Annotated in this window: 20 protein-coding genes and 1 pseudogene; 9 read left to right on the forward strand and 12 right to left on the reverse strand. The window is 69.2% G+C overall.

Going from position 1 to position 24,345, the window contains the following annotated elements; translation table 11 throughout:
• Positions 1-147: 147 nt before the first annotated feature.
• Positions 148-402 carry a helix-turn-helix domain-containing protein gene (locus ACIA8X_RS34730; protein WP_393446548.1) on the reverse strand — a complete coding sequence of 85 codons (255 nt, stop codon included), beginning with the start codon at positions 400-402 and terminating at the stop codon, positions 148-150.
• Between the two features lie 366 nt (positions 403-768).
• On the opposite strand from ACIA8X_RS34730, the gene ACIA8X_RS34735 reads away from it, so the two are divergent.
• Positions 769-1,980, forward strand: coding sequence for an aldo/keto reductase (locus ACIA8X_RS34735; RefSeq protein WP_393446551.1), 1,212 nt, complete (start codon positions 769-771; stop codon positions 1,978-1,980).
• A 223-nt stretch (positions 1,981-2,203) separates the two neighbouring features.
• Here the strand turns inward: ACIA8X_RS34735 and ACIA8X_RS34740 are convergent, their stop codons facing one another.
• The 4 genes from ACIA8X_RS34740 to ACIA8X_RS34755 form a co-directional block, all read right to left on the reverse strand.
• Positions 2,204-5,263, reverse strand: coding sequence for a family 78 glycoside hydrolase catalytic domain (locus tag ACIA8X_RS34740; RefSeq protein WP_399460017.1), 3,060 nt, complete (start codon positions 5,261-5,263; stop codon positions 2,204-2,206).
• A 162-nt stretch (positions 5,264-5,425) separates the two neighbouring features.
• The gene (locus ACIA8X_RS34745) at positions 5,426-6,691 is read right to left on the reverse strand and encodes an ABC transporter substrate-binding protein (RefSeq protein WP_393446554.1); all 1,266 of its coding nucleotides are present in this window, start codon (positions 6,689-6,691) and stop codon (positions 5,426-5,428) included.
• A gap of 55 nt (positions 6,692-6,746) precedes the next feature.
• Positions 6,747-7,568, reverse strand: a complete 822-nt coding sequence (locus ACIA8X_RS34750) for a carbohydrate ABC transporter permease (RefSeq protein ID WP_393446557.1) — start codon at positions 7,566-7,568, stop codon at positions 6,747-6,749.
• Entirely contained in the window at positions 7,565-8,512 is a 948-nt protein-coding gene (locus ACIA8X_RS34755) for a carbohydrate ABC transporter permease (RefSeq protein ID WP_393446560.1), read from the reverse strand. The genes ACIA8X_RS34750 and ACIA8X_RS34755 overlap by 4 nt, the downstream gene beginning before the upstream one ends.
• A 337-nt stretch (positions 8,513-8,849) precedes the next feature.
• Between ACIA8X_RS34755 and ACIA8X_RS34760 the strand changes: the two genes are divergently transcribed.
• From ACIA8X_RS34760 to ACIA8X_RS34785, 6 genes are all read left to right on the forward strand, one after another.
• Positions 8,850-9,887 carry a LacI family DNA-binding transcriptional regulator gene (locus ACIA8X_RS34760; RefSeq protein WP_399459959.1) on the forward strand — a complete coding sequence of 346 codons (1,038 nt, stop codon included), beginning with the start codon at positions 8,850-8,852 and terminating at the stop codon, positions 9,885-9,887.
• Positions 9,888-10,068: 181 nt separating this feature from the next.
• Positions 10,069-11,205: an ABC transporter substrate-binding protein gene (locus tag ACIA8X_RS34765; RefSeq protein WP_399459960.1), complete on the forward strand. Its 1,137-nt coding sequence runs from the start codon at positions 10,069-10,071 to the stop codon at positions 11,203-11,205.
• A 229-nt stretch (positions 11,206-11,434) separates the two neighbouring features.
• Positions 11,435-11,929 carry a MarR family winged helix-turn-helix transcriptional regulator gene (locus ACIA8X_RS34770; protein WP_393446568.1) on the forward strand — a complete coding sequence of 165 codons (495 nt, stop codon included), beginning with the start codon at positions 11,435-11,437 and terminating at the stop codon, positions 11,927-11,929.
• Between the two features lie 151 nt (positions 11,930-12,080).
• Positions 12,081-12,695 (forward strand): DsbA family protein, encoded by a 615-nt coding sequence (locus ACIA8X_RS34775; RefSeq protein ID WP_399459961.1) that lies wholly within the window; start codon positions 12,081-12,083, stop codon positions 12,693-12,695.
• 33 nt (positions 12,696-12,728) lie between these two features.
• Positions 12,729-13,535, forward strand: coding sequence for an MBL fold metallo-hydrolase (locus ACIA8X_RS34780; RefSeq protein ID WP_399459962.1), 807 nt, complete (start codon positions 12,729-12,731; stop codon positions 13,533-13,535).
• An 11-nt stretch (positions 13,536-13,546) separates the two neighbouring features.
• Complete coding sequence (locus ACIA8X_RS34785; protein WP_399459963.1) at positions 13,547-13,957, forward strand: nuclear transport factor 2 family protein; 411 nt, start codon at positions 13,547-13,549, stop codon at positions 13,955-13,957.
• 78 nt (positions 13,958-14,035) lie between these two features.
• Here ACIA8X_RS34785 and ACIA8X_RS34790 read toward each other — a convergent pair whose 3' ends face one another.
• Together ACIA8X_RS34790 and pgm are read right to left on the reverse strand one after the other, a co-directional pair.
• The gene (locus tag ACIA8X_RS34790; RefSeq protein ID WP_399460018.1) at positions 14,036-14,200 is read right to left on the reverse strand and encodes an aldo/keto reductase; all 165 of its coding nucleotides are present in this window, start codon (positions 14,198-14,200) and stop codon (positions 14,036-14,038) included.
• Positions 14,201-14,225: 25 nt separating this feature from the next.
• Complete coding sequence (pgm, locus tag ACIA8X_RS34795; RefSeq protein ID WP_393446582.1) at positions 14,226-15,866, reverse strand: phosphoglucomutase (alpha-D-glucose-1,6-bisphosphate-dependent); 1,641 nt, start codon at positions 15,864-15,866, stop codon at positions 14,226-14,228.
• A gap of 175 nt (positions 15,867-16,041) precedes the next feature.
• On the opposite strand from pgm, the gene ACIA8X_RS34800 reads away from it, so the two are divergent.
• Entirely contained in the window at positions 16,042-16,434 is a 393-nt protein-coding gene (locus ACIA8X_RS34800; RefSeq protein WP_399460019.1) for a class I SAM-dependent methyltransferase, read from the forward strand.
• Between the two features lie 127 nt (positions 16,435-16,561).
• Here ACIA8X_RS34800 and ACIA8X_RS34805 read toward each other — a convergent pair whose 3' ends face one another.
• The 3 genes from ACIA8X_RS34805 to ACIA8X_RS34815 all read right to left on the reverse strand — a co-directional run bounded on the left by ACIA8X_RS34805 (position 16,562) and on the right by ACIA8X_RS34815 (position 20,998).
• On the reverse strand, positions 16,562-16,933 hold the full coding sequence (locus ACIA8X_RS34805) for a hypothetical protein (RefSeq protein ID WP_393446584.1): 372 nt from the start codon (positions 16,931-16,933) through the stop codon (positions 16,562-16,564).
• A 281-nt stretch (positions 16,934-17,214) separates the two neighbouring features.
• Positions 17,215-19,614, reverse strand: coding sequence for an FdhF/YdeP family oxidoreductase (locus ACIA8X_RS34810; protein ID WP_399459964.1), 2,400 nt, complete (start codon positions 19,612-19,614; stop codon positions 17,215-17,217).
• Positions 19,615-19,849: 235 nt separating this feature from the next.
• Entirely contained in the window at positions 19,850-20,998 is a 1,149-nt protein-coding gene (locus tag ACIA8X_RS34815; RefSeq protein WP_393446590.1) for a glutathione-independent formaldehyde dehydrogenase, read from the reverse strand.
• A 379-nt stretch (positions 20,999-21,377) separates the two neighbouring features.
• On the opposite strand from ACIA8X_RS34815, the pseudogene ACIA8X_RS34820 reads away from it, so the two are divergent.
• Positions 21,378-22,103, forward strand: a pseudogene (locus ACIA8X_RS34820) (DMT family transporter); the annotation flags it as partial.
• Positions 22,104-22,197: 94 nt separating this feature from the next.
• On the opposite strand, the gene ACIA8X_RS34825 reads toward ACIA8X_RS34820, so the two are convergent.
• Positions 22,198-23,718: a HEAT repeat domain-containing protein gene (locus tag ACIA8X_RS34825; protein WP_399459965.1), complete on the reverse strand. Its 1,521-nt coding sequence runs from the start codon at positions 23,716-23,718 to the stop codon at positions 22,198-22,200.
• Positions 23,719-23,811: 93 nt separating this feature from the next.
• The gene (locus tag ACIA8X_RS34830; RefSeq protein ID WP_399459966.1) at positions 23,812-24,261 is read right to left on the reverse strand and encodes an Lrp/AsnC family transcriptional regulator; all 450 of its coding nucleotides are present in this window, start codon (positions 24,259-24,261) and stop codon (positions 23,812-23,814) included.
• Between the last annotated feature and the right edge of the window lie 84 nt (positions 24,262-24,345).

The raw sequence follows: 24,345 nt of genomic DNA on the forward strand, positions 1-24,345 counted from the left end.
GGCGACACCGTGCATACCAGCGGCCACGACGAGCGTGAGGCGGTCTGGTCGCCTTCGACAATCTCGCCGCGCTAATGTGCCTCCGCGATCAACCGCCGCAGGACCCCCATGGTCCGGTCGATGGCCGCGGTCATCTGCTCGGAGGCGTCAGGGGCGTGGCGTGTCCCAACCGTTCATATCCATGAGGACCAGGGCGTTGAGAAGGTCCGGCTTGTCCCTGAAGTGGCGGACGGGCGCGCGAGGGCTCACACCGGCCTCACGGTCCAATTCACGCAGCGAGAGCGCGTCGGCCCCCTTCGCACGCAGGGCACGCTCCGCGCTCTCCAAGAGAACGGCTCGCAGGTTCCCGTGGTGGTAGGGACGGCCGCCCGTCCGCGTGGGCGCACCGTCCGACATCACCATCGACGAACTCGCGTCTGAGCGTGAGGGGTACTGCCATTGCCTGGCACAGCACGCCCTCCCACCCCGAAGGGCACGCTGATTGAATCAAGCTGAGCGCCCGGCCCCGTCGGAAACAGAGGACGCCCGTCGCCGGACGACCGTGGGCAACATCCGAAGTCACGGACATGGACCGGCGCCGCCGGACGAAGTGCCCAGGTATGCATCCAGGCTCGGCCCACTTCGGCCGATGGACAAGGCCGGCGCCATGCGGCGCCTCCAGGCTGCCCAGGACCCAACCCGGACCAGGGCAACGGGGTCTGCTTCCTCCGCCACCGACGGTGACGCACCGAGGGCGCTCCCAGCAGACGACCACGAGGGATGTAACCCATGCACAAACAGGACAGCACGCCGAACGGCGATTCGACAGACCACGGCCGTCGCGGGTTCCTGGGCGCGGCCGCACTCGCAGCGACCTCGCTGGTGGCCATGACGGGAGCGGCACCAGCCCAGGCACACGCGGCACCGCCGGCCAACGGCACCGGGGCCCCCACCCGCGGTCGTAACCAGGTGACCGCAGCGATCACGCAGACCGGTCACCGCAGGCTCGGATCCTTGAAGGTCTCCAGCATCGGCCTCGGCACCCAGACCATGCCGGGCAACCTTTACGGCCCCGTCACCAGCCGGCAGGACATGATCGCCCTCATCCGCACAGCTGTCGACCAAGGGGTCACGTTCTTCGACACGGCTGAGGCGTACGGGCCGTTCGAGTCGGAACGGATCGTCGGCCAGGCCCTCCAGCCAGTCCGCGACGACGTGGTGATCGCGTCCAAGTTCGGCTGGGACATCGACCCGGACACGGGCGCCCGCAACGGCCTGAACAGCCGACCGGACCACATCCGCCGAGCCGTCGACGGCATGCTGAAGCGCCTCAGGACGGACCGCATCGACCTGCTCTACCAGCACCGAGTCGATCCCACCGTCCCGATCGAGGACGTGGCGGGCACGGTGAAGGACCTCGTCGCCCAGGGCAAGGTGCTGCACTGGGGCCTCTCCGAGCCTGGTCTGCGGACCGTCCGCCGGGCCCACGCGGTCCTGCCGCTCACCGCGATCCAGAACGAGTACTCCACGCTGTGGCGAGGCCCGGAGGAGAACGTCCTGCCGCTCTGTGAGGAACTCGGTATCGGCTTCGTGTGCTGGGCGCCGCTGGGCATGGGCTTCACGACCGGCACGATGAGTCCCTACACCCGGTTCGCGGAGGATGACCGCCGGACCGCGATGCCCCGCAACAGCCGCGACAACCTGGCCGCCAACATGCCACTGGTGCAACTGCTTCAGGACTGGGCGGTGCGCAAGGGCGCCACACCCGCCCAGATCGACCTCGCCTGGCTGCTGGCCCAGAAGCCCTGGATCGTGCCGATCCCCAGCACCACCAGGCTGTCCCACCTCCTGGAGAACATCGGCGCAGAAGAAGTCAGGTTCAGCCACGACGAACTCCAGGAACTGAACGCCGCCGTCGCGCAGATCAGCATCCAGGGTGACCGACTTCCGGCTGCCGCCCTCGCGATGACGGGTGTCGAAGCACCGGCCCCGACCCGCTGACCGAACACGCGGGCCCGTTACGCCCGCATCAGGTCTTCATCGGCGGGAGCCGGATCGGCCACCACACGCAGGCCGATGGCCTTGGCCAGCTGGACGGCATCGCGTCGCGCGGAGTGTTCCCCACGACTCCCCCGGCAGTCGAGTACGCGCTGTCGATGACCGTGTCCGCGATGCCCCCTGGGCACCGCGGACACGGCCGCTTCGTGATGTAGACGTCCACCGATCAGCGGAGCCGGGCGGTCAGGCGGTAGCGACCGGACGGAATCCGGTACGAGGCCACCCCGTCCGTGTGGCCGAGGAGCCGCACCCCGTCCACGCGCGCCAACGGGGTGCGCCCCTCACGAACGGCATCGGCGGAGGTGGCCGGAAGGCGCAGGGTCGCCTCGCTGTTGGCGGGCACGACCGCGTCGTACACCAGGGTCCGGCCTCCGTCACCGACTGCCCACTCGCTCCGGATCTCGCCGTACGGCGACTCGTACGACCCCGACACCTGAGTGATCCCACCCGTGGGATCGATGTGGGGTTGCAGGACGAAGCGCTTGAAGCCGGGGCTGTCGGGGTCGCGGGCGATGCCGGCCATGTAGGCGTACATCCACTCCATGATCGCGCCGTAGGCGTAGTGGTTGAAGGAGTTCATGCTGACCGGGCCGAAACCGTCGTCCCTGGAGTAGGAGTTCCATCGCTCCCAGACGGTGGTGGCGCCGTTCTTCGCGGAGAACAGCCAGGACGGCAGGGCGTCCTGGTGCAGCAGTTTGTACGCCAGGTCGGCGCGGCCCTCGTCGGTGAGGACGGGGGCGAGGACATTGACGCCGAGGAAGCCGACGGACAGCGTGTTCTCGGCGTACCTGACCCGACTGCTGTTCGGGTGAGCGGCCTTGTAGGCCTCGTCGTTGCCGATGTTGTCGGCGAGATGCCCGACGAGCATGCGGCGTTGGGCCTCCGTCTCGTAGAAGCCGAGCTTGAGGACCCAGAGCAGCGCGGTCTGGCTGTTGTCCTCCGTCTTCTGGTTGGGGTCGGAGCCCGGTTCGATCGGAGAGGCGTCACCCAGGCTGGACTTGACCGTGGCCGTGCCGCCCTCGGTGCTCAGGTACTTGGTGACGAACGCCTGCTTGATGCGTCCGAAGAGCCGGTCGTACGACTCCCCCTCCGCCGTACTGCCGATCGCGCGGGCCATCTGTGCCATCAGCCGGGTGCTGTAGCCGTAGTAGACGTCACTCATCAACTGGGCGCTGGTCTTCTGCGGCGCCAGCCAGTCGCCGGTGAGGGAGCCCTGTCCGGCATAGGTGTCGCCGGTCTGCTCCTGGATCCAGTCCAGGTAGCGGGTCATCGCCGGCCAGTTGTCCTTGACGATGGTCGCGTCCCCGGTCATCTGCCACACGGTCCACGGCACGATGACACCGGCGTCGGCCCAACCGCTGCCGCCGCCGGGGAAGTTGTAACGTCCGGTGGGGGCGACTCCGGTGAACTGTGCCTTGTCCATGCCGTAGATGGCCTGGGAGTCGACGACCGTGTCCTGGAAGTGGCTGAGGAAGACTCCGGCGTCCACGTTGTACAGACCGGTCGTGGCGAAGACCTGGGTGTCGCCGGTCCAGCCGAGGCGTTCGTCGCGCTGCGGGCAGTCGGTGGGCACCCAGAGGTAGTTGCCGCGCTGGCCCCAGCGGATGTTGCTCGCCAGCTGGTTGATGTCGGGATCGTCGGTGGTGACGGTGCCGATCTCGCGGATCGCGGATGTGGCGACCTTGCCGGTCAGGTCGGTGATCGTGACGGTGTCCGTCGCGGTGACGGACACGTAGCGGAATCCGTAGAAGCTCAGGGAGTCCTGGTGGGTCTCGCCGCGCCGGTCGCCCTTCAGGACGTACGTGCTGGTGGCCTTGGCGCTGCGGAGGTTGGCCCGGTAGAGGGAGCCCTCAGGGCCGTCCGCGCCGGCACTGTCGTCGTTGAGCATCTCGCCGAACCTGAACTCCACCTTGGCTCCGGCCGGGCCGCGCAGGCGATAGCGGGCCACACCGACCATGTTCTGCCCGAGGTCGAAGACGGCCGTCTCGCCGCTGCCGATCGTGACCGGGGCGGAGGCCGCCTTCGCGGGATCGGTCACCGTCCGGGCGGGGTCCACGACGATGCGGCCCCTGCCGTTGGGGCTGCCGTCCTGTCCGGTCACCCCCGTGGCGACGGTGATCGACTGCGGTCGCCGGTCCCAGCGGCGCATGAAGCGCGCGGTTTCGCCCGGGTAGGCGAGGAGCTGCGCGTCCGGGTACTTGTCGTCGAAGGCGACTCGCTCCACGTCCGACCAGGCGGCGTCGTCGAACCCGCGCGCCGTCCAGCCCGGCAGTTCCATCCGGGCGTCGTAGGTCTGGCCGTCGTAGATGTCGTCGGCGCGGTAAGGGCCGGTGTCGGTGGCCTTCCAGCCGCCGTCCGGCCCGGTGACGACCGTCTGCGACGTCCCGTCGGCATACCGGATCAGCAGCTTGGCCTTGACGGCCAGGGCGTTGCCGTCTTCCGAGTAGTACGTGCTGCCGTCGGATATACGGCCGTTGTACCAGCCGTTGCCCAGGACGACCGCGAGGGTGACGTCCGGCTCCCGTGTCACGAGGCCGGTGACGTCGTACGTCATGTAGTTGACGCGCGCGTCGTAGTTCGTCGAGCCCGGGGGCAGCAGTTCGGTCGTGGTGTCGCCGTCCTGCTCGACGGTCACATGGCGTCCGTTGACGTAGGCCTCGTACACGCCGAGGGCCGAGACGTACAGTCGCGCCTCGCCGACCTTGGGCCGGTCCTTCAGGGCTGCTACCTTCCGCAGCATCGGTGCCCCGGCCGAGTTGGGGGTCTTCCCCTTCATCCCGATCCACTGCGCGCCCTCCCATCCGCCGACGCCGTCGGTGCTCATGAGGCCGGTCTCGAAGAAGGCGGTGGGCGCCGTGCCCACGGGACTGCCTTCGGCGTCCCAGACGGTGACGGTCCAGTGGTAGCGGGTCGAGGCGCGAAGCGCCCTGCCCGCGTAGGGGACGGCCACGGAGTCGGCGGAGCGCACGCGGCCGCTGTTCCAGAGGTCCGCGCGGCCGGCGGTCAGCCTGTCCGGTGAGCTCGCCACCAGGATCTGGTACGACCCCTGGCTCCGCCCGCGCACCGCGGACCGCATGCGCCAGCCGAAGCGCGGCCGTTCGGCGTCCATGCCGAGGGGGTCTGTGCGGTGTTCCACGGTCAGTCCGGACACCGCGGCGTCCGGACGGCGGGACGGTGCCGCCTGCGCGGCGGCCGAGCCGCCCACGACGCCGGCCACTACCGGCACCGCGCCGGCCGTCGCCACGAGCACGGTTCTACGGCGGATTCCCGCGTGGCGTGCCCCGGCGGCGTCGCTCTTGTCGAGGCCGAGTTCGAGGTCGCGGTCCGTGCCGTCCGCATGGTGGGGTGCATTGCTCACACCGTCATCCCTTCGGGTGTTGGGGGGTGGTCAGGAGCCGGCTTTGTAGTCGGCGTCCATCTCGTCGAGGAGCTTTTCGGGCGTGGACTGCCCGCTGAAGATCTCCTGGAGGCCGCTGAGCATGGTCTGCTGCACCTTGGCGTTCGGCCACAGTTGGTCCATGAACGGCACCGTGCGGTCAGACCCGATGAACGTGGACAGTTCGGTCAGCGACGGGTCCACGGAGTAGCCCGTGTCGGGCAGGGAGGGCAGGCCGCCCTGCTTCTCGGCGAACAGGTTCATGCCCTCGGGCGACATCACGAAGTTCACGAATTTCAGGGCGAGCTCCTCGTTCTTCGCCTTGGTGTTGACGCCGTAGCCGGCGCCCGCCGCCGCCGGAATGAGGGTCTGGGACGGGCTGTCGGTGGCCGGAAGCGCCCGCAGCGTGAACGTGCCCTGCGGGTTCTTGCCCTTCAGGAGGGCGATCACCCAGTTGCCCTGGATGATGCCGAGGGTCTTGCCGGAGGCGGCGAGGGCCTGGCTGGCCTCGTAGTTGGTGCCCAGCGGGTTCTTCTGGAAGCAGCCGCTCTTCTCCATCGTCAGGTACTTGTCCAGGGCGGTGGTCCACTGCGACTGGGCGAAGGTGGCCTGGCCGGCCTGCATCTTCTTGTCGAAGTCACGGTCCTCGCCGTAGACGGTGGTGGCGACCAGTGCGTACAGGACGAGTTGGGTCACCCAGTTGTCCTGGTTGCCGAGCGCGAAGGCGGGGGTTCCCTTGGCCTTCGCGGCCTTGCAGAAGGCCAGCAGATTCGTCCAGGTGTCCGGTGGAGTGAGGCCTGCCTTCGCCATGGCCTGCTCGTTGTAGACCGCGCCGATGCCGTTCTGCCCGAAGACCGCGTTGTAGGTCTTCCCGTCGTACTGGGCCACGGTCTTGATGGCGTCGGGCATCTTGGCGGCCCAGGGCTGGTCCGAGAGGTCGCGCAGATAGCCGGGCTCGGCCAGGACGTACAGGGCGGCGGGGTTGCCGTTGCCGGGCCAGACCGACATCACGTCGGGTGCGGTGCCCGAGGACAGCTGGGTGCGGATCTGCTGCTGGTACTGGTCGGCGCCGCTGGTGGTGTAGCGGACCTTGACGCCCGGGTTGGCCTTCTCGAACGCCTTGACGACGTCCTCGACCGAGCCCTGGTCGATCGAGGCGAGCGTCAGGGTCTTGGAGCTCCCGCCGGAGTCTCCTGCCTTGGTGCCGCCGCTGCAGGCGGCCAGCACCGCGACGGACGTCATCGCGGCGATCAGGGCCGGGAGTGTGCGTGTCTTCATGAAGTCCCCCTCGGGGAAAGGCCACCGGGCATGAGGGACGGGTGGGCGGCGTGTGTCATCCGCGCAGCCCTCCCGCGAAGCCGTTGATGATGCTGCGCTGCAGCAGGAAGTAGACGAGCAGGACGGGCAGGATGCTGATCACCAGTGCGGCGAAGATGAGGTTCCAGTCGGTGACGTACTGACCGACGAACCCGGCGATGGCGACCGGCATGGTCTGCTGGGCGCTGCCGCTGAGGTACAGCAGCGGGGTGAAGAAGTCGTTCCAGATGGCGACTGTGTTGAGCACGAGGGCGGTCACCGTGATCGGTTTGAGCATCGGCAGGACGACGTACCGGAAGCCCTGCAGCGGGGTGCAGCCGTCGATCAGGGCCGCGTCCTCGAAGTCCCGGGGCAGGGCGCGCAGGAAACCGACGTAGAGGAAGACGGTGAACGGCACCTGCAGGCCGGAGTAGAAGAGGACCAGCGCCCACGGGGTACCGAGCAGCCCCATGTCTCGCATGGTCTGGTAAAGCGGCAGCGCGGCGAGCTGGAAGGGCAGGACGAGGCCCAGGAGGAAGGTCAGGTACGTTCCCCTCGACCAGCGTGCGGTGACGCGGGCCAGCGGGTAGGCCGCGAGCGATGAAACGGCCAGCACGATGGCGACGCTGCACGCCGTCACCAGCACGCTGTTGCCCAACGCCCCGCCCAGCGCGCCCTGTTGCCACGCCTGCGAGAAGTTGTCGAGGGTGGGCGAGGTGGTCGGGCTGATCGGCGACGAGGAGTCGGACGTCGGCCGCACGGCCAGGTTGACCAGGACGTACACCGGAAAGCCCACGAACAGAGCGGTGGCGATCATCGCCAGTTCCAGTGCGAGAGTGCGGCGGCGGTATCGGTTCACGAGACGGCCCTCTCGTTGCGGGACAGCACTGCGTACTGTCCGGTCGAGACGACCGCCACGATGATCGTCAGGACGACCGCGAGCGCGATGCTGTAGCCGAACTCGCCCAGCGTGAAGGCGTCCTTGTAGATGAGCGTCGAGAGGGTGTCGGTGGCGTGTCCCGGCCCGCCACCCGTCAATGCGTAGACCTGGTCGAAGAGTTTGATCCCGCCGATGATCGACAGCATCAGGTTGATGGTGAGGGCCGGAGCCAGCAGCGGCCGCGTGACCGACCAGAAGCGGCGCACCGCGCCCGCGCCGTCGATGGCCGCCGCCTCGTGGATCTCCTTGGGCACCGACTGCAGCCCGGCCAGGAAGATCACCATCGAGTAGCCCGCGAACTGCCAGACGATCACACCGACCACCGACCACAGCGCTACCTGCGCACTGCCCAGCCAGTCCTGCCGCCAGCCGTCCAGACCGACCGCACCGAGCAGGCTGTTGACCGCGCCGTCCGGACCCAGCAGGTTGCGCCAGAGGTAGGCGGTGACGATCGGGGTGATCACGGCCGGGGCGAACAGGAACACCCTGAGCACGTTCCGGGACTTGATGGCCGAGTTGACGCCGAGGGCCAGCAGCAGGCCCAACGCGTTCTGCACGACCGTGATCGCCACGGCGATCAGCAGGGTGTGCCAGATGGCCTGCACCGCATCGGCGTCGCGGAACATCTCGGAGAAGTTGTCCAGGCCGATGAAGGAGAAGTCGGGATCGAGACCGTCCCAGTCGGTGAACGCGTAGTACACACCGCGGACGCTCGGCACCAGGACCACGAAGGCGAACAGCAGCAGCGCGGGCAGGGCGAACCACCAGGGCGGGGTGGTGCGCGCTCGCCGGACCTTCGGCACCGGCTCCGCATCCGGAGGCCGGTCATGGTCCGGAAGCTGCTCGTGCGGGGCGAGGGTCATCGACGGACCTCCTCTCTTGAAACGTTTCAAACGCGGCGCTGAATCGAGGCTCCGGCACTGCGTGCTGATTTGCGGGGATGTCGACCGGTTGTCGTCGTGGGTGATGCGGTCCAGGGGACGAACGGTGCGCTGCAGGGCGGGACGGCCCAGGCCGATGGGTAACGTTTCCCAAAGGTGTTGCCAGACCCTAGAGAGCGTCCCGCGTGACGTCAAGATGCCGCGCAAGCTGCGTGATTGTTACGGCGGCGGCGCAGCTCAGTGCCTGCGACAGCCTCACTGATTCGCGCATTCCGTCCTACACTCGCCGACAACGTTTCCCGAAGGGACAAGGAACCGGATGGAGCCGCAGGCCCGGCCTCGACGCGTCACCATCGTCGACGTTGCGCGTCACGCACAGGTGTCCACGACAGCCGTCTCCAAGGTGCTGCGCAACGCGTACGGGGCCAGCCCCGAGATGCGCGCCAAGGTGCGCCGCGCGATCGACGAGCTGGGCTACCGCCCGAACGCCGGCGCACGGGGCCTGCGCGGCCAGACGTACACCATCGGCGTGATGCTGCCCGACATCCGCAACCCCTTCTTCCCCGAGATCCTCGACGGCGTCACCGCCACGCTGGCGGACACCGAGTACCAGGTGTTCCTGGGGCCGGGCTGCAACGGGGAGAAGGAGGAGGCCCGCGTCACCGAGGCGATGATCGACCGCGGTATGGACGGCATCATCCTGGTCGCACCGATCTCGTCACGCGCCCGCCTGGAGCACGTCGGCACCACGGTGCCGACCGTCGTCATCGGCCGGCACGGCTCCTCCCCCGCGTACGACACCGTGGCGGACGACGACGTCGAGGGCGCCGCCCTGGTCGTCGGCCACCTCGCAGCCCTCGGGCATCGCCGAATCGCCCACATCGAACATCACGAGACCGACCCGACACGCCTCACGGAGATGCCCAACGCCCGCCGCGCCGACGGTTATCGCCAGGCCATGCGGAAGCACGGACTGCAGGAGTGGATCGATGTCGTCTCCACCAGCTACACCCAGGAAGGCGGCTACCGGGGGACGAAGGAGCTGCTGACCCGTCCCGTCCGGCCCACGGCCGTCTTCGCCGGAGCGGACATCGTCGCCATGGGTGTGCTCGAAGCGGTCGCCGAGGCCGGTCTGTCCGTGCCCGGTGACCTCTCGGTGGCCGGCTACGACAACACCACGTTCGCCGCGTTTGGCCCGATCTCCCTCACGAGCGTCGACCAGGCGGGCCACGAGATGGGCAGAAACGCCGTACGCCTCCTCCTGGAACGGATCGCCGAGCGTGGCCGGCCGTCGGCTCAGGTCACCCTCTCCCCCACGCTCGTGCCGCGCCGGTCCACCGCGCGACCGGCGAAGTAAGGCGTCGACACCAAACTGCGCGGCGGGCGTTCAATCGTTCGGTTGAACGTTGGATTGAGCCTTTGGAAAACGTTGCCCATCCGTAGGGGGCGGCGCAAGGATGAAGGGCGCCCGACGACCATGGCCGCACCCAGGCGCCGGGCTTCACTACTCCACCCCCCATGAGAGAGGCCTCCTCAGCGTGCCCAGCTTCAGCAGACGAAATGTCCTGGCCACCGGCGCAGGCGCCGCCCTCGGTGTCGGCGCGTTCGGCGCTTCGGCGAGTCCGGCCTCGGCCGCCCCCATAGGTTCCCGCAGCAGGAGCGGGCGCGAGGAGACGCGGACGCTCGACGAGCTCTACCGGGCCACGCTCGCGGAGGGCGGCGAGCTCGTCGTCTACGCCGGCGGCGACACCCCCACGCAGCAGGACGGCACCAAGGCGGCCTTCAAGGACCGCTTCCCCGAGATCGACCTGACGCTGATCGTCGACTACAGCAAGTACCACGACGTACGGGTCGACAACCAGTTCGCCACCGACACCCTCGTCCCGGACGTGGTCCAGTTCCAGACCCTTCAGGACTTCGACCGCTGGAAGCAGCAGGACCGCCTGCTGCACTACAAGCCCGCCGGGTTCTCCAAGGTCTACGACGCGTTCAAGGATCCGCAGGGCGCGTGGGTGGCCACCTGGGCGATCGCCTTCAGCTTCCTGTACGACACGGGGACGGTCGGTTCGGCGACACAGCTCACCCCGCTGGACCTGGTCGACGCGAAGTGGAAGGGAAAGATCGCCTCCGCCTACCCGCACGACGACGACGCGGTCCTCTACCTCTTCTCGCTGTACGCGCGTACATACGGTTGGGACTGGGTTGCCCAATTCGCCACCCAGGACGTGCAGTTCGGTCGGGGCAGCAACTCGCCGGGCGACGCGGTCTTCGGCGGTCAGAAGGCGATCGGCGTCGGCACCGCGGGATCCGCGGTCAGCACTTCTCCCGTGACGTTCGCCATCGGCGCCGGACACCCCTTCATGGCCTGGGGCCAGCGCACCGCGATCCTCGAGCAGGCCAAGAACTCCACGGCCGCCAAGCTCTTCCTCAACTGGCAGCTGTCGACCGAGATGCAGAACGGTTCGTTCAACGGCTGGTCCGTCCGCACCGACGTCACTCCGCCGACGGGCCTGAAGCCGATCTGGGAGTACCCGAACGCCCACGTGGAGGGCTTCCCCCGCTTCATGGCCGACCGCGCCGCGGTCGAACGCTGGAAGCAGACCTTCGCCCTGTACTTCGGCGAGGCCAAGGGCGACCCGACGCCCGGCTGGCTGGGACTGCACCCGGGGGCGTAGAAGGTGGGGCGGGGGCGCCGGCTGGTGCACCGCAAGCGCGCCCGCCAGACCGATGCCCCCGCTCTTCGCAGGATTCCCACAGGCGAGCCGCGCCATCTCCGAAGCCGCCCGCAGAGGCCACCTCAGCCCATTCGCCGTAGGGCCGTGCGGGCCGTGTCCACCGACTCCCCACCGCCCCGGGCATGATCGGTACGGTGATACCCGGGACGGCGGAAGGGGCGGCGAGGCCGTGAGCGAGCAGGCGGGCATCAGAACGGCGAAGGAGGCCGCGGACCACGAGCTGATCCTCGCGTTCGGGCGGCTGCAGGGGGCGGCCAACCGACTGGAGTACATCCTCGGGCGGGCCCTGGAGGAGGAGTGCGGGATCAGCCATCTCATGTTCGAGGTGTTGCTGATCCTCGGGCGAGCAGGCGCACCGGGCATGTCGATGCGGGCCATCGCCCAGGAACAGGTCCTGACCACGGGCGGCGCCACCCGGCTGGTGGACCGCATGGTGGCGGCGGGCCTCGTGGCGCGCACCGACTCCCCCGAGGACCGGCGCGCGAAGCTGGTGCGACTCACTCCGCTGGGCGAGGAGACGGCGGTGCGCGCTTCCCAGGTGCACGTGGCGAACATCAAGCGGCACTTCGTGGAGCCGCTCCCCGCCGAGGACCGCGAGCGGTTCGCGGAGGACCTCCGTATCCTCAGCCACACCGCCCGGGACGTGCTGCCCCGACTGCCCTGACCTGCGGACCGGCGACTGCCCTGGAGTAATGACCGCAGCTCCACTCACGTGTCCCACCTCACACCCATCCCGAAATATCTGACGAGTCAGTTACTGTTCTGTCAGACGAATGCTCACACCAGGTGGGCAGGGCACGCCTTCGAGGTCATCCATGAAGCTCGTCTACGTCTTCGACGCCTACTGCGGCTGGTCGCACGGATTCTCCGGAACACTGCGCGAGGTCACAGCCCGCCACCCCGAACTGCCGGTGGAGGTCGTCTCCGGTGGCCTGTTCACCGGGACGCGCCGGGTGCCGATCCGCGAGTTCGGCTACGTCCAGGGGGCGAACGCCAAGATCGGCGAGCTGACCGGTGCCGAGTTCGGCGACGGCTACGAGCGGCTGATCGCCGAGGGCTCGTTCATCATGGACTCCGAGGCAGCCGCCCGCGGTGTCGCCGCCCTGCGCCAGACCGCCCCCGACCGAGCGGCGGAGCTCGCCACGGCCCTCCAACACGCCTTCTACGTCGACGGCCTGAGCCTCTCGGACCCCGCCACCTACCGGACGGTGGCCGAAGCGACCGGACTGAACGCCGAGGCCGTACTCGCCGCGTTCGCAGCACCCGAGACAGGCACCGCCGCCGAAATCGACTTCCGCCGCGCCGCCGCGCTGGGCGTCACCGGCTTCCCTACCCTGCTGGCCGTCGACGGCGACTGCATCACTCCCCTGGCCTACGGCCACGCCACCGCCGACGAGGTCGGCGAACGCCTCTTGGCCGTGGCCGCCTGACCTCCCACCCCCGTCCCCCTCAAGGAGCCCCGCATGACCACGCTCGCCTTCAAGATCCTCGACCTCGACTTCCCCGCCGGCACCAAGAACAAGACCGCCACCCTCGTCACCGGCGAGCACGAGGCGCTGCTGGTCGACGCCGCCTTCACCCGCGCCGACGGCCATCGCCTCGCCGCCGAGATCCTCGACTCCGGCAAGCAGCTCACCGCCGTGTTCATCAGCCACGCCGACCCGGACTTCTACTTCGGCGCCGAGGTGATCGCCGACGCCTTCCCCGACGCGACGTTCGTCGCCACCCCGATCGTCATCGAGCACATCAAGGACTCGTACGAGGGCAAGCTCAAGGCGTGGGAGGCGCTCGGCCCGAACCTGCCCACCCGCCTGGTCGACCTGACCCCGCTGACCGGCGACCTCACCTTCGAGGGCCACCGCTTCGAGCTCAAGGGCGGCACCCCCGAGCTCCCCGACCGCCACTTCCTCTGGCAGGCCGAGCACCGCGCCCTCCTCGGCGGCGTCCTGCTCTTCCAGCAGGAGCACGTCTGGGTCGCCGACACCCCCACGCCAGAGGACCGCTCCGCCTGGATCAAGCTCCTGGACGAGATGGCCGCCCTCGACCCGCGGCTGGTCGTCCCCGGCCACCGCCTGCCCGACACCGCCGCCGACGCGACCGCCATCACCGCCACCCGCGACTACCTGCTCGCCTTCGAGGAGGAGCTGGGCAAGGCGGCCGACGGCGCCGCGCTGACCGAGGCGCTGGTCAACCGCTTCCCGGACAACGGCATGCTGATCGCCGCGCAGATCGGGGCGAAGGTCGCCAAGGGCGAGATGAAGTGGGGCTGACCATGACCGACATGACAAGGTTCTCCGCATCCACCGCGCCCGCCGACGTCGTACGCCGCCAGTACCTGGCCTCCTGCGCCGGCGACCTCGAAGCCCTGCGCGCCACCCTCGCCCCCGATGTGGAGTGGACGGAGATGGCCGGCTTCCCTCTCGCCGGCACCTACCGCACCCCCGACGGCGTCACGTCCAACGTGATGGAAAAGCTCGGCCAGGACTGGGACGACTGGACCGCCCACGACGACACCTACGTCGTCGACGGCGAGAACGTCGTCGTCCTGGCCCGCTACACCGCCGTCAACAAGGCCACCAGCAAGCCGATCGACGTCCGCGTCGCCCACCACTTCGTCGTACGCGGTGGACTCATCGTGCGCTTCGAGCAGTTCGTCGACACCGCACTCGTGCGCGACGCCATGACCGACTGAGCATGTCCGCAGGAATGGAGTTCTTCCGACAGGCCTGGCCTTTGCTGCCCCGTGTGCCGCCCGGCGCCGGGACAGCTGTCAGGAGTCGAGGTCGTCGGCGAAGTGCCACGGCCGGGTCGTCACGAAGGCCTCGTCGCGGTCCACGCCGGAACCCCTGATGCCTTCGCCGACCTGCTCCTCTTTGCGGTACGCGGCAGCGGTGTCGATCAGGCGGTAGCCGCCGCCGATCGCGGCGGCGTTCAGTGCCGTCTACACGGTCTCGTCCACGTCAGGCGCCCAGCGCCGTCAGCACCACGGACCTGGCCTCCTCCTGGATCTGTCGCAGGTGGTCCGGGCCGAGGAAGGACTCCGCGTAGATCTTGTAGACGTCCTCGGTGCCCGAAGGTCGGGCCGCGAACCAGGCGTTGGCTGTGGTGACCTTGATACCGCCGAGGGCGGCGCCGTTGCCGGGGGCCTCGGTGAGCACCGTGGTGACCGGCTCTCCGGCGAGGGTGTCGGCCGTGACCTGGCGCGGGGACAACTTGGCGAGCAGCGCCTTCTCCTCGCGGGAGGCCGGGGCGTCGACGCGCGCGTAGGCGGGGGCACCGAAGCGGTCGGTGAGCTGCGCGTAGTGCTCCGAAGGCGTCTTGCCGGTGACGGCCGTGATCTCGGAGGCGAGCAGGGCCAGGATGATGCCGTCCTTGTCGGTGGTCCACACCGAGCCGTCGCGGCGCAGGAAGGACGCGCCCGCCGACTCCTCGCCGCCGAAGCCGAGCGTCCCGTCGGACAGACCGTCCACGAACCACTTGAATCCGACCGGGACTTCGACCAGCTGCCGTCCGACGTCCGCCGCGACCCGGTCGATCATGCTGGACGACACCAGAGTCTTGCCGATCCCGGCGCCGGCGGGCCACTGCTCCCGGTGCGAGAACAGGTACGAGATCGCCACGGCCAGATAGTGGTTGGGGTTCATCAGGCCCGCGTCCGGTGTGACGATGCCGTGCCGGTCGGCGTCGGCGTCGTTGCCGGTGGCGATGTCGAATCGATCGCGCTGCTCGATGAGCGAGGCCATGGCGTACGGCGAGGAGCAGTCCATGCGGATCTTGCCGTCCCAGTCCAGCGTCATGAAGCGCCAGGTGGGGTCGGTGAGCGGATTCACCACCGTCAGGTCGAGCCCGTGCTGTTCGGCGATCCGGCCCCAGTAGGCGACCGAGGCGCCGCCCAACGGATCGGCACCGATGCGCACGCCGGCGGCCCGGATCGCCTCCAGGTCCAGCACATTCGGCAGGTCCGCCACATAACTGCCGAGGAAGTCGTGGCGGCCGGTGCCGGATGCGGCCAGGGCGCGGGTGTAGGGGATGCGCCGTACGTCCTTCAGGCCGCCGGTGATGATCTCGTTGGCCCGGTCCTGGATCCACGAGGTCGCCTCGGAACCGGCGGGGCCGCCGCTCGGCGGGTTGTACTTGAAGCCGCCGTCGGCGGGCGGGTTGTGCGAGGGGGTGACCACCACACCGTCGGCGAGGCCGGACGTGCGGTTCCGGTTGTGCGTGAGGATGGCGTGCGAGACCGCCGGCGTGGGCGTGTAGCCGTCGGCCTGGTCGATGAGGACGGTCACGTCGTTGGCGGCGAACACCTCCAGTGCCGTGATCCGAGCGGGCTCCGACAGGGCGTGGGTGTCGGCGCCGAGGAAGAGGGGGCCGTCGGTGCCCTGGGCGGCGCGGTACTCGCAGATGGCCTGGCTGGTGGCCGCGATGTGGTCCTCGTTGAACGCCGCCGCGAGGGACGAGCCGCGGTGTCCGGAGGTCCCGAACGCCACCCGTTGCCCGGGCTCGGCCGGGTCGGGGTGCAGCGCGTAGTACGCCGTGACCAGGCGGGCCACATCGATGAGGTCCCCGTGCCCGGCGACCTGCCCCGCTCGCGCGTCCTGCATTTCCCCGCTCCTCCGCAAGTCGACCGTTGGGTACGGCCCTCATTCTCCCCCGCCCGGCCCGCCGGAACGCGCACCGGGCCGCCGTTGGGGCACGCGTCCGGCTGATGCGACCATGCAGGTCGGCGAGCGAAGGGACACCGACGTGAGCCACGAGGACCAACGGCCGCCCGCCGCCATGCTGTTCGACGCGCCGGGACCCGCCCACGAGAAAGGCGTTCGCCCATGCCCCCGCACACGTGTCCGCGCTGGAGTGGCTGATCGAGCGGCTGCCACCCGCGCGCGAACGCTGGACGTGGGCAGCGGCACCGGGCGGCCCACCGCGGCCGCGCTCATCGAGGCAGGGCACTCGATGCCGGGCGTCGACGTATCCCCCTCGTGGTCGAACTCGCCGCCAGTCAGGTCCCCCAAGGCCGAGTTCCGCTGCGGCGACGTCCTGGATCTGCCACTCGAGGCGGACTCGCTCAACGGCGTGTGCGTGTACTTCTCGCTGCTGCAGATGACCCGCGCCGAGCAGTCGGCTCTGACGCGGCGCTTGGCCCTGAGGCCTTCGGGCTTGAGCATGAGGTAGCGGCCCGGTTGTAGTCGATGTCGGCCAGCGACTCGTTGATGGTGTTGATGCGTTCGCCGATCTCATCGGCCCAGATGGTCAACTGGGCGTGGAATTTGGCGATTTCGCGGATTCCATTGGTCTTCAGTCAGGTGCGGAACTGGTCCTGGAAGCGCGGCAAGTCGTCGGCGACGAGCCGCTGGTGCAGGTCGCGGTAGCCGGGGGCGGAGTCGTCGAGCTCGTTGGTCTCGGCGGGGTAGTTGCTGCAGAAGGTGCCCCTCTGGGAGGCGATCGCCTGAGCGAGGCGGGTCTGTTCCTTGGCCCAGCGGTTCTTGTGCGCCGTCATCTCCTCGCGCAGCCGGGTCTCGGCCTGGGCGCATTCCTGCGCAGTGCGGCACGTGAGGCGAGCGTTCGCCAGGCGCTGTTCGACGGCGGGGAAGTGGGCCTGGGCATCGGTGGCGGCCGGTTCGTCGAGCACGGCTTGGGCCTCGTCGCGGGCCCGCAGGGATCTGACCTGCATGTATCTCCCCGTCGTGGACCACTTGGACCGCACAAGACGCGTTCTACAGCCCGTGCCGGGTGGGATCATCAGCTCGGAGCGGGCGGCTACGGCCAATCCGACAGAGCCGCAGTCCCGTTGAGGCTGGACTTCTGCCAGACACAGAAAGAGGGCGCCTGACCAGGGCAGATGCGCGTCCGGCACCCTTCTCGGCGGCTACCCGGTCGACAAGCCGAAGGTACTGATGAAGGCATCGGCGTGCAGGCGGTCAGTGTGCATGAGCCGGGTAGACGCCGGTGTCCTCACTGGTCGGCCCTGTCGCACGGGCCGGGCGCCACGTCATGCTGAGGCCGGCCTCTCTGGGTGCGGCGCCGCTCCTGCTCGCTTCGATCCTGGGCCTCCGAAGTGTCGCCTCCCCCGTTGGAGGGTTCGACGCGGATCACGATGGATTTGGTCGTGGGAGTGTTGCTGGTCTCGGCCGTGGAATCCAGGGCGACCAGCACGTTCGTCTCCGGGTAGTAGGCGGCGGCGCAGCCACGTGGTGTCGGATAGCGGACGGCGCGGAAGCCGGGGGCTCGGCGTTCACCGTCAGGGTTGACGCTGATCAGATCCACCAGATCGCCCTCGTGCAGGTGGAGGTCGCGGAGGTCGTCCCGGTTGAGGAAGACGACCCGGCGTCCGCCCTTGATGCCGCGGTAGCGGTCGTCGAGGCTGTAGACGGTGGTGTTGAACTGGTCGTGCGACCGTACCGTCGTCAGCAGCAGGTGTCCTGGCGGGACTTCGGGCGCAGTCGGTGGGTTGACGGTGAAGCGGGCCTTGCCGGTCGGTGTGGGGAAGGTGCGGGAGTCGCGCGGTGCCCGGGGGAGCATGAAGCCGCCGGGCTGCCGGACGCGCTGTTCGAAGGCGTGGAATCCGGGGACGACGTGCTCGATGTGGCGGCGGATCACGGTGTAGTCGTCGCGCATGTCACGCCAGCCGAGGTCGGCGCCGAAGAGCGCGTGCGCGAGGTCGGCGATGATCGCGACCTCGCTGCGCAGGTGCGGTGATCCGGGAAAGAGCCGTCCGCGTGACGAGTGCACCATGGCCATCGTGTCCTCGACGGTGACGAGCTGTTCGCCGGAGGCCTGCAGGTCGCGTTCGGTGCGGCCGAGGCAGGGCAGGACGAGCGCCTCGCTGCCGTGGCACAGATGGGTCCGGTTCAGCTTGGTCGCGACATGGACGGTGAGGACGCAGTTGGCCAGTGCGGCCTCGGTGACCTCGGTGTCGGGCGTGGCCGAGGCGAAGTTGCCGCCGAGGCCGATGAACACGTCGACCTTGCCGTCGCGCATGGCCTTGATCGAGTCGACGGTGTCCAGGCCGTGGGCTCGGGGCGGTTCGAACCCGAACTCGTCACGGAGCCTGTCCAGGAACGAGTCGGGCATCTTCTCCCAGATGCCCATGCTGCGGTCGCCCTGCACGTTGCTGTGCCCGCGGATCGGGGCGGGCCCGGCACCGGGGCGTCCGATGTTGCCGCGCAGCATAAGGAAGTTGACGATCTCTCGGATGGTGGCCACCGCGTTGCGGTGCTGGGTGAGCCCCATCGCCCAGCAGACGACGACGCTGTCCGCGGCGAGCACGTCGGCCGCGCAGTCCTCGATCAGGCGGCGGGACAGACCGGCCATCGTCTCGATCCGCGACGGGTCCAGGGCACGCCATGCTGCTGCCGCCGCCTCGAAGCCGTCGCAGTACCGGTCGATGAAGTCGTGGTCGAGGGCGGAGCCCGGCTGGGCGTCCTCCCGGTCGATCAGGGCACGGTTCAGGCCCGCGAACAGGGCCAGATCGCCGTTGACGCGGACCGGGAGCCAGCGGTCGGCGAGCTTGGTACCCGGGCCGATCAGGCCGCGTGCGGTCTGCGGGTTGCGGAAGCGGCCGAATCCGGCCTCGGGGAGCGGGTTGGCGGCGATGATACGGGCGCCGCGCCGCTTGGCCTGTTCGAGCGCGGTGAGCATACGGGGATGGCAGGTGCCGGGATTCTGGCCCACGACGATGATCAAGTCTGCGTGATCGGTGATGTCGGTGTAGCTGATGAGGCCCTTTCCGACGCCGATGGTCTCGGTCAGAGCCGCGCCGCTCGACTCGTGGCACATGTTCGAGCAGTCCGGCAGGTTGTTCGTGCCGAACCTGCGCGCCAGCAGCTGGTAGAGGAAGGCGGCCTCGTTGCTCGTCCGGCCGCTGGTGTAGAACACGGCACGGTTCGGATCGGCGAGGCCGCGCAGGCGGTCGGCGGTGAGCGCGAGCGCGTCCTCCCACGAGATGGGCGCATAGTGTGTCGCGCCGGGGGCGAGATGCATCGGCTGGGCCAGCCGGCCCTGCGACTCCAGCCAGTGACCGTCCCGCTCCCTCAGGGCGGCGACGGAGTGCTCCGCGAAGAACTCCGCGTCGACGCGTTTGCGCGTGGCTTCCCAGGCGACGGCCTTCACACCGTTCTCGCAGAACTCCGCGATCTTCCGGTGGTCGGGATCCGGGTCGCCCCATGCGCAGCTCGGACAGTCGAAACCGTCGACATGGTTCATCGTCAACAGAGTCTGCAGACTCCGCTTCGGCCCCATCTCGGACATGGAATACCGGGCGGATTCAGTGATGCCGTGAATTCCGACGCTGGACCTCTTGGGGCCTGACGAGGTCGGATGCGTACCCGTCGTATTGATCGGTTGCTCAGCCATGACTGCCTCTTTGACCCATTCGGGGCCACACGCAGCGCGATCCCGGTTGCTACGAAGAAATCATGAAGCAGATCGCGCAGTGCAGGTTTCATCCTGCGGGAGACGCACAAGTAAAACCAGTTCACGGCCGGTCGGCTGCGGGTATTGGCTTCCCGCAGCCGACCCGTCGCCCTGCATGGAAGGTGAGCGTCCTCGCCCACGGCACCACCACCTTGGCGTTCGCCCTGTCCAGCCCTTACGCCGCGAGCGCGTGCCCGGGATGCAGGACGACCTTGGTGTAGCCCTCGATCCGCTGGTCGAACTTCTCGTACGCGCTCGGCGCATCCTCCAGCGGCAGTTCGTGGGAGACCACGAAACTGGGCTTGGCGCGCCCCGCGATGATCAGGTCACGCAGCTGGCGGTTGTACTGCTTGACGTTGCACTGACCGGTGCCCATCCGCTGGCCCTTCTCGAACATCCTGCCGATGGAGACCAACAGTTGACCGTGCTTGGCGTTCTCGTCGGGACCGCCCGGGTCGGACGGCACGTACAGGCCCGGTACGCCCAGCATGCCCGTCGGCCGCACCGTCTCGACGAGCGTGTTGAGGACGACGGCGGGTTCCTCGTGGCTCGCGTCGTGCGCCTGGGCCTGGTAGCCGACGGCGTCGACGCCCTTGTCAGTTCCCTCGCCGCCGGTCTGTTCCTTGATCTGCGCGGCCGGGTCGCCCTTGGTGAAGTCGATCGGAATGGCGCCGATCTCCTCGGCCTTGGCGAGCCGCTCGGGCACCCGGTCCACGGAGAACACCTTCGACGCACCGCGCAGCAGCGCGGAATACGCGGCCATCAGCCCGACCGGGCCGGCACCGAAGACGGCCACGCTCTCTCCAGGGGTCACCTGGGCGAGCTCGCATCCGTGGTAGCCGGTCGGGAAGATGTCGGCGAGCAACACGAAATCGGTCTCGAAGTTGCTCGGCGGCAGCTTCAGACAGTTGAAATCGGCGAAGGGCACCCGCAGCAGCTCTGCCTGCCCACCGGTGTACGGGCCCATGGCCACGTAGCCATAGGCTCCGCCTGCGAAGCCCGGATTGACCGTCAGACAGAAGCCGGTCCTCCCGGCAAGGCAGTTCTTGCAGAATCCGCAGGCGACGTTGAACGGCATGACGACGCGATCACCCTTGGAAAGAGAGGTCACACCCGCGCCGACTTCCTCGATGATGCCGAGGTTCTCATGTCCGAAGACGATGCCCGACTCGGCCGCCGTGCGGCCCTCGTACATGTGCAGGTCGGATCCGCAGATAGCTGTCGATGTGACCCGTACCAGCACGTCGTTCGGGTGCTGGATCTGCGGATCGTCGACATCCCTGACGGTGACACTGAAGGGCTTCTCGTAGACAACGGCTTTCACCTGGATCACCTCCACGTCGAACGCCGGATGACGACGACGGGCCGCCCCGATCGAGGCCCTTACCGGTTGAACAGCTAACGAGGCGGAGCCCCTCGGTCCATGTCGTAGCCCCAGGCGCCCTTGCTTCCCCTCTGGACACTTCCAGGGAACGCCCGTGCCGCAAGCGCTGCAACCCGCCCAAGTCGGGATCTCGGCACCGAGTAACACACTGCACGCGGCATGTCACCGAAAGAGGCGAGGCAGGCTCGTGCCCGAGGCCTGACCGTCAGAAGCCCACACACCTGGTGTCCGAACCCAAGATCCGGGCCATATGCGGGCAGAAGGTCATGGTCCTGCTCACGCGCCCGCCGAACCGGGAGGTGACCACGCCGCACACCCCATCCTCACGGTGATCGCCGCCGCGGTCTGCCAGGCGCTGGCGCCGGCGACCGGGCCGCTGACGATCGTGCGGCCACTGTTCGTGCTGGAACTGCCGCTCACCCTCGTCGTCGCCTCGCTGCTGATGCACCGGCATCTGGCGGGCATGGGCTGGCTGGCCGTGGCGGTGGTGGTGGCAGGGCTGGCGATCGCGCTCACCGCCGCGTCACCCACCGGCAATCGCACCCATGTGGCACTGGACCGCTGGATTCCCGCGCTCGCCGTGTGCATGGGGATGGTCGTCCTGCTCGCGCTCACCGCCCTCCGACGGCCGGAAGGCCGCGCACGGGCAGCCTGTCTGGGTGCCGCGACGGCGATCAGTTACGCGCTGACCGCGGCGTTGGTGAAGGCCGCCACGCACATCCTCGACGAGCAGGGACTCAAGGCCTTCTTCTCCGCCTGGCAGACGTACGCGTTCGCCGCGACCGGCACGTGCGCGCTGTTCCTGCTGGAGAACGCCATGCAGGCCGGCCCGCTGGTCGCCTCCCAGCCCGCACCCACCCTCGGCGACGCGCTGGTCAGCCTCGCCCTCGGCATCACCCTGTACGAGGAACACATCCGCGCCGGATGGTGGCTGCTGCCCCAACTGTTCGGTGTAGCGCTGATCGCCGCCGGAGTTCTCGCACTCTCGCGGATTCCGCTCACGAAGGCGCTGGTGGCGCCCGACGAGGAGCATCAGACGGTGTAGTGAGCCGATGCCACCGTCGGTATCGGTATCGGTACCGATACCGATACCGACGGTGCTTGCGGCGGCTTGTGGCCCCGTCCCGCGCCGCCGCCCGTCACGACGAAAAGCGGCGGCACCCGTCCAACGCTCGAAGCGCCTCCTCGGCCGCCGCGCGAGTTCCCTCACCCGAGACGTCCGAGGCCTCCAAGGCCTCCGACGCGATGGCGGTGAGCCGGGCGCGCAGTCGCCCCTCGTCCTGCGGTCGCCTCCCGGTGGCGGCCAGCCAGTGGGCGAGGCCCTCCGTGGCGTGGTGGCGGACCGTGGCGTCCGGGTCGTCCAGGGCATGGACGAAGCGGGGCAGGTCCTGGCCGGTGTTCTCGTCGGTGGCGTTGTCCGGGTCGAGGAGGGAGAGCGCGGCGGCCCGCACTTCGGGCGAAGGGGTCCGGTCCACTGTCCGCCGCAGGTCGGGCAGGGCCTCCGCCAGGCCGATGAGCGCGTTGTGCGTCTGCCAGATGGTGTTCGGGTCGGCGGCGAGGTGGGCCACCAACGCCCAGGCCACAGGATGACCTTCCCAGGGGCGGAGCCCCTCGTCCACCAGCGTGTCCAGGCCGTCCACCGCGCCCGCGCGCACGTCCCCGTCGGGGTCGTCCAGGAGCGCCAGCAGCAGCCAGACCGCGTCCCATCGCCCCGCCTGCCCGATGGCCCTCGCGGCGGCGGCACGTGTACGGCCGGGCAACGCGGGGTCGGTCACCGCCGCACGCAGCAGCCCGGTGGCTGCCCGCGTCCCCGCGGCGCCCAGCGCGTACGCGGCCGCCGGGCCTGCTACGCCGTCGCCGAGCCAGCGCGTCGCCGGTCCGGTCACCCGTTCCTCGCCGAGCATGCCCAGCCGACGCAGCAGCGAGGCCGCGACGTTCGCGTCCCGTTCGACCTCCAGAGCCGCTGCCCAGGCGTCCCGCGTCCGCGCGTCCTCCGCGTCGCGCAGCCGGCCCACCACCGCGATCCGCACCTGGGCGGACCCGTCGCGGAGCCCTGCGAGCAGGGAATCGAGAAGCCGCTCGGTCCAGTGCCCGGGAAGCAGTTCGAGAGCCCGCACACGAGCATCTCCCACGCCCTGCTCTGCCGTGCGGACCACCTCGGCGCTGACGGCCGGGTCGTCCCGAAAGCGGTACACCAGGCTCCAGGCCCGTCCCCAGACGGCAACTTCCGGGTCGCCCAGGAGCGCCACGAGTCCGGCCGCATCACCCGGCGCGCCCAGGGCCGCCAAGCCCTCCAGGGCGTTGATCCGCAGGTGATGGTCCGGATCACGAAGCAGGCGCGCGAAGGCGGCCACGAGCGGCGGGCCGTCGAGCCCGAGCCGGATCGCGGCACGCGAGGCCCGGCGCCGTACCCACGGATCCTCGTCACCCATCAGGGCGAGCAGCACCCTACGCCCCGCCTCGGCGACCCCGAGCCGGCCGAGCCCCACGGCCACGGCCTCACGTACCTCGGGCGCGAGGTCATCCGCCGATCCGGCGAGCACCCACGCGTGCTCGTCCCGTCCGACCCTGCCCAGTCCCTTCGCGGCGGCCGCACGCCGCCAGGTGTCACCGTCCTTCAACTCCCGCAGGAAGAAGGCGATCTGTTGGTCCGCTCCCATGAACACCCCGATGGGTCAGACCGGCGAGCGGGGCGGAGGTTGTACCGGTACGCGGCGCAGGGCTTGTCGGCAGACTCCTGCGGCGGAGGATCATCAGGGTTCCAGGACGCGGTCCGGCCCAAGCGGCACCTCATGCAACAGCAGCCGGCTGCGCAGTTCCCGCACCCCGTGGTCGGCCTTGAGGCGGTCGATGACCATTTCGAACTCGCGGGCGTCGGTGCAGGCCATCCGCAACTGGTAGTCGTAGTCCCCGGTCAGCCGCATCGCGCCGACGACCTGCGGCACTTGATGCAGCTGCGCCTCGAACGCCTGGCGGTCCACGCCCTCACGCAGGCGGACGTCGCTGAGCAGCTCCAGCCCGCGCCCGAACGCCGCGAGGTTCAGCTCTGCCCGGTAGCCGCGGACGATCCCGGAGGCCTGGAGCCGGCGTACGCGGTCGGCGACGGTGTTGGCCGACAACCGGACCTGACGACCCAGCTCCTGGTAGGTCGCCCGGCCGTCGGCGAGGAGGATCGTGAGGATCTGCCGATCGATGCGGTCCATGGACCCATGCTACAAATACTCGGCTGGATACGGATACCGCCGAGCTTTCCGCAACGGACGCCCATGAGGTGCCGAGAAGTCCGA

Source organism: Streptomyces sp. NPDC051738 (genome assembly GCF_044453205.1).
Taxonomy (GTDB): domain Bacteria; phylum Actinomycetota; class Actinomycetes; order Streptomycetales; family Streptomycetaceae; genus Streptomyces.

Bases quoted from the DNA above. Each gene is read 5' to 3' on its own strand.
- ACIA8X_RS34730 (WP_393446548.1), bottom strand. From the start codon at position 402: ATGGTGATGTCGGACGGTGCGCCCACGCGGACGGGCGGCCGTCCCTAC.
- ACIA8X_RS34735 (WP_393446551.1), top strand. From the start codon at position 769: ATGCACAAACAGGACAGCACGCCGAACGGCGATTCGACAGACCACGGC.
- ACIA8X_RS34745 (WP_393446554.1), bottom strand. From the start codon at position 6,691: ATGAAGACACGCACACTCCCGGCCCTGATCGCCGCGATGACGTCCGTC.
- ACIA8X_RS34755 (WP_393446560.1), bottom strand. From the start codon at position 8,512: ATGACCCTCGCCCCGCACGAGCAGCTTCCGGACCATGACCGGCCTCCG.
- ACIA8X_RS34760 (WP_399459959.1), top strand. From the start codon at position 8,850: ATGGAGCCGCAGGCCCGGCCTCGACGCGTCACCATCGTCGACGTTGCG.
- ACIA8X_RS34775 (WP_399459961.1), top strand. From the start codon at position 12,081: ATGAAGCTCGTCTACGTCTTCGACGCCTACTGCGGCTGGTCGCACGGA.
- ACIA8X_RS34780 (WP_399459962.1), top strand. From the start codon at position 12,729: ATGACCACGCTCGCCTTCAAGATCCTCGACCTCGACTTCCCCGCCGGC.
- ACIA8X_RS34785 (WP_399459963.1), top strand. From the start codon at position 13,547: ATGACAAGGTTCTCCGCATCCACCGCGCCCGCCGACGTCGTACGCCGC.
- pgm (WP_393446582.1), bottom strand. From the start codon at position 15,866: ATGCAGGACGCGCGAGCGGGGCAGGTCGCCGGGCACGGGGACCTCATC.
- ACIA8X_RS34800 (WP_399460019.1), top strand. From the start codon at position 16,042: ATGCTGTTCGACGCGCCGGGACCCGCCCACGAGAAAGGCGTTCGCCCA.
- ACIA8X_RS34805 (WP_393446584.1), bottom strand. From the start codon at position 16,933: ATGCAGGTCAGATCCCTGCGGGCCCGCGACGAGGCCCAAGCCGTGCTC.
- ACIA8X_RS34810 (WP_399459964.1), bottom strand. From the start codon at position 19,614: ATGGCTGAGCAACCGATCAATACGACGGGTACGCATCCGACCTCGTCA.
- ACIA8X_RS34825 (WP_399459965.1), bottom strand. From the start codon at position 23,718: ATGGGAGCGGACCAACAGATCGCCTTCTTCCTGCGGGAGTTGAAGGAC.
- ACIA8X_RS34830 (WP_399459966.1), bottom strand. From the start codon at position 24,261: ATGGACCGCATCGATCGGCAGATCCTCACGATCCTCCTCGCCGACGGC.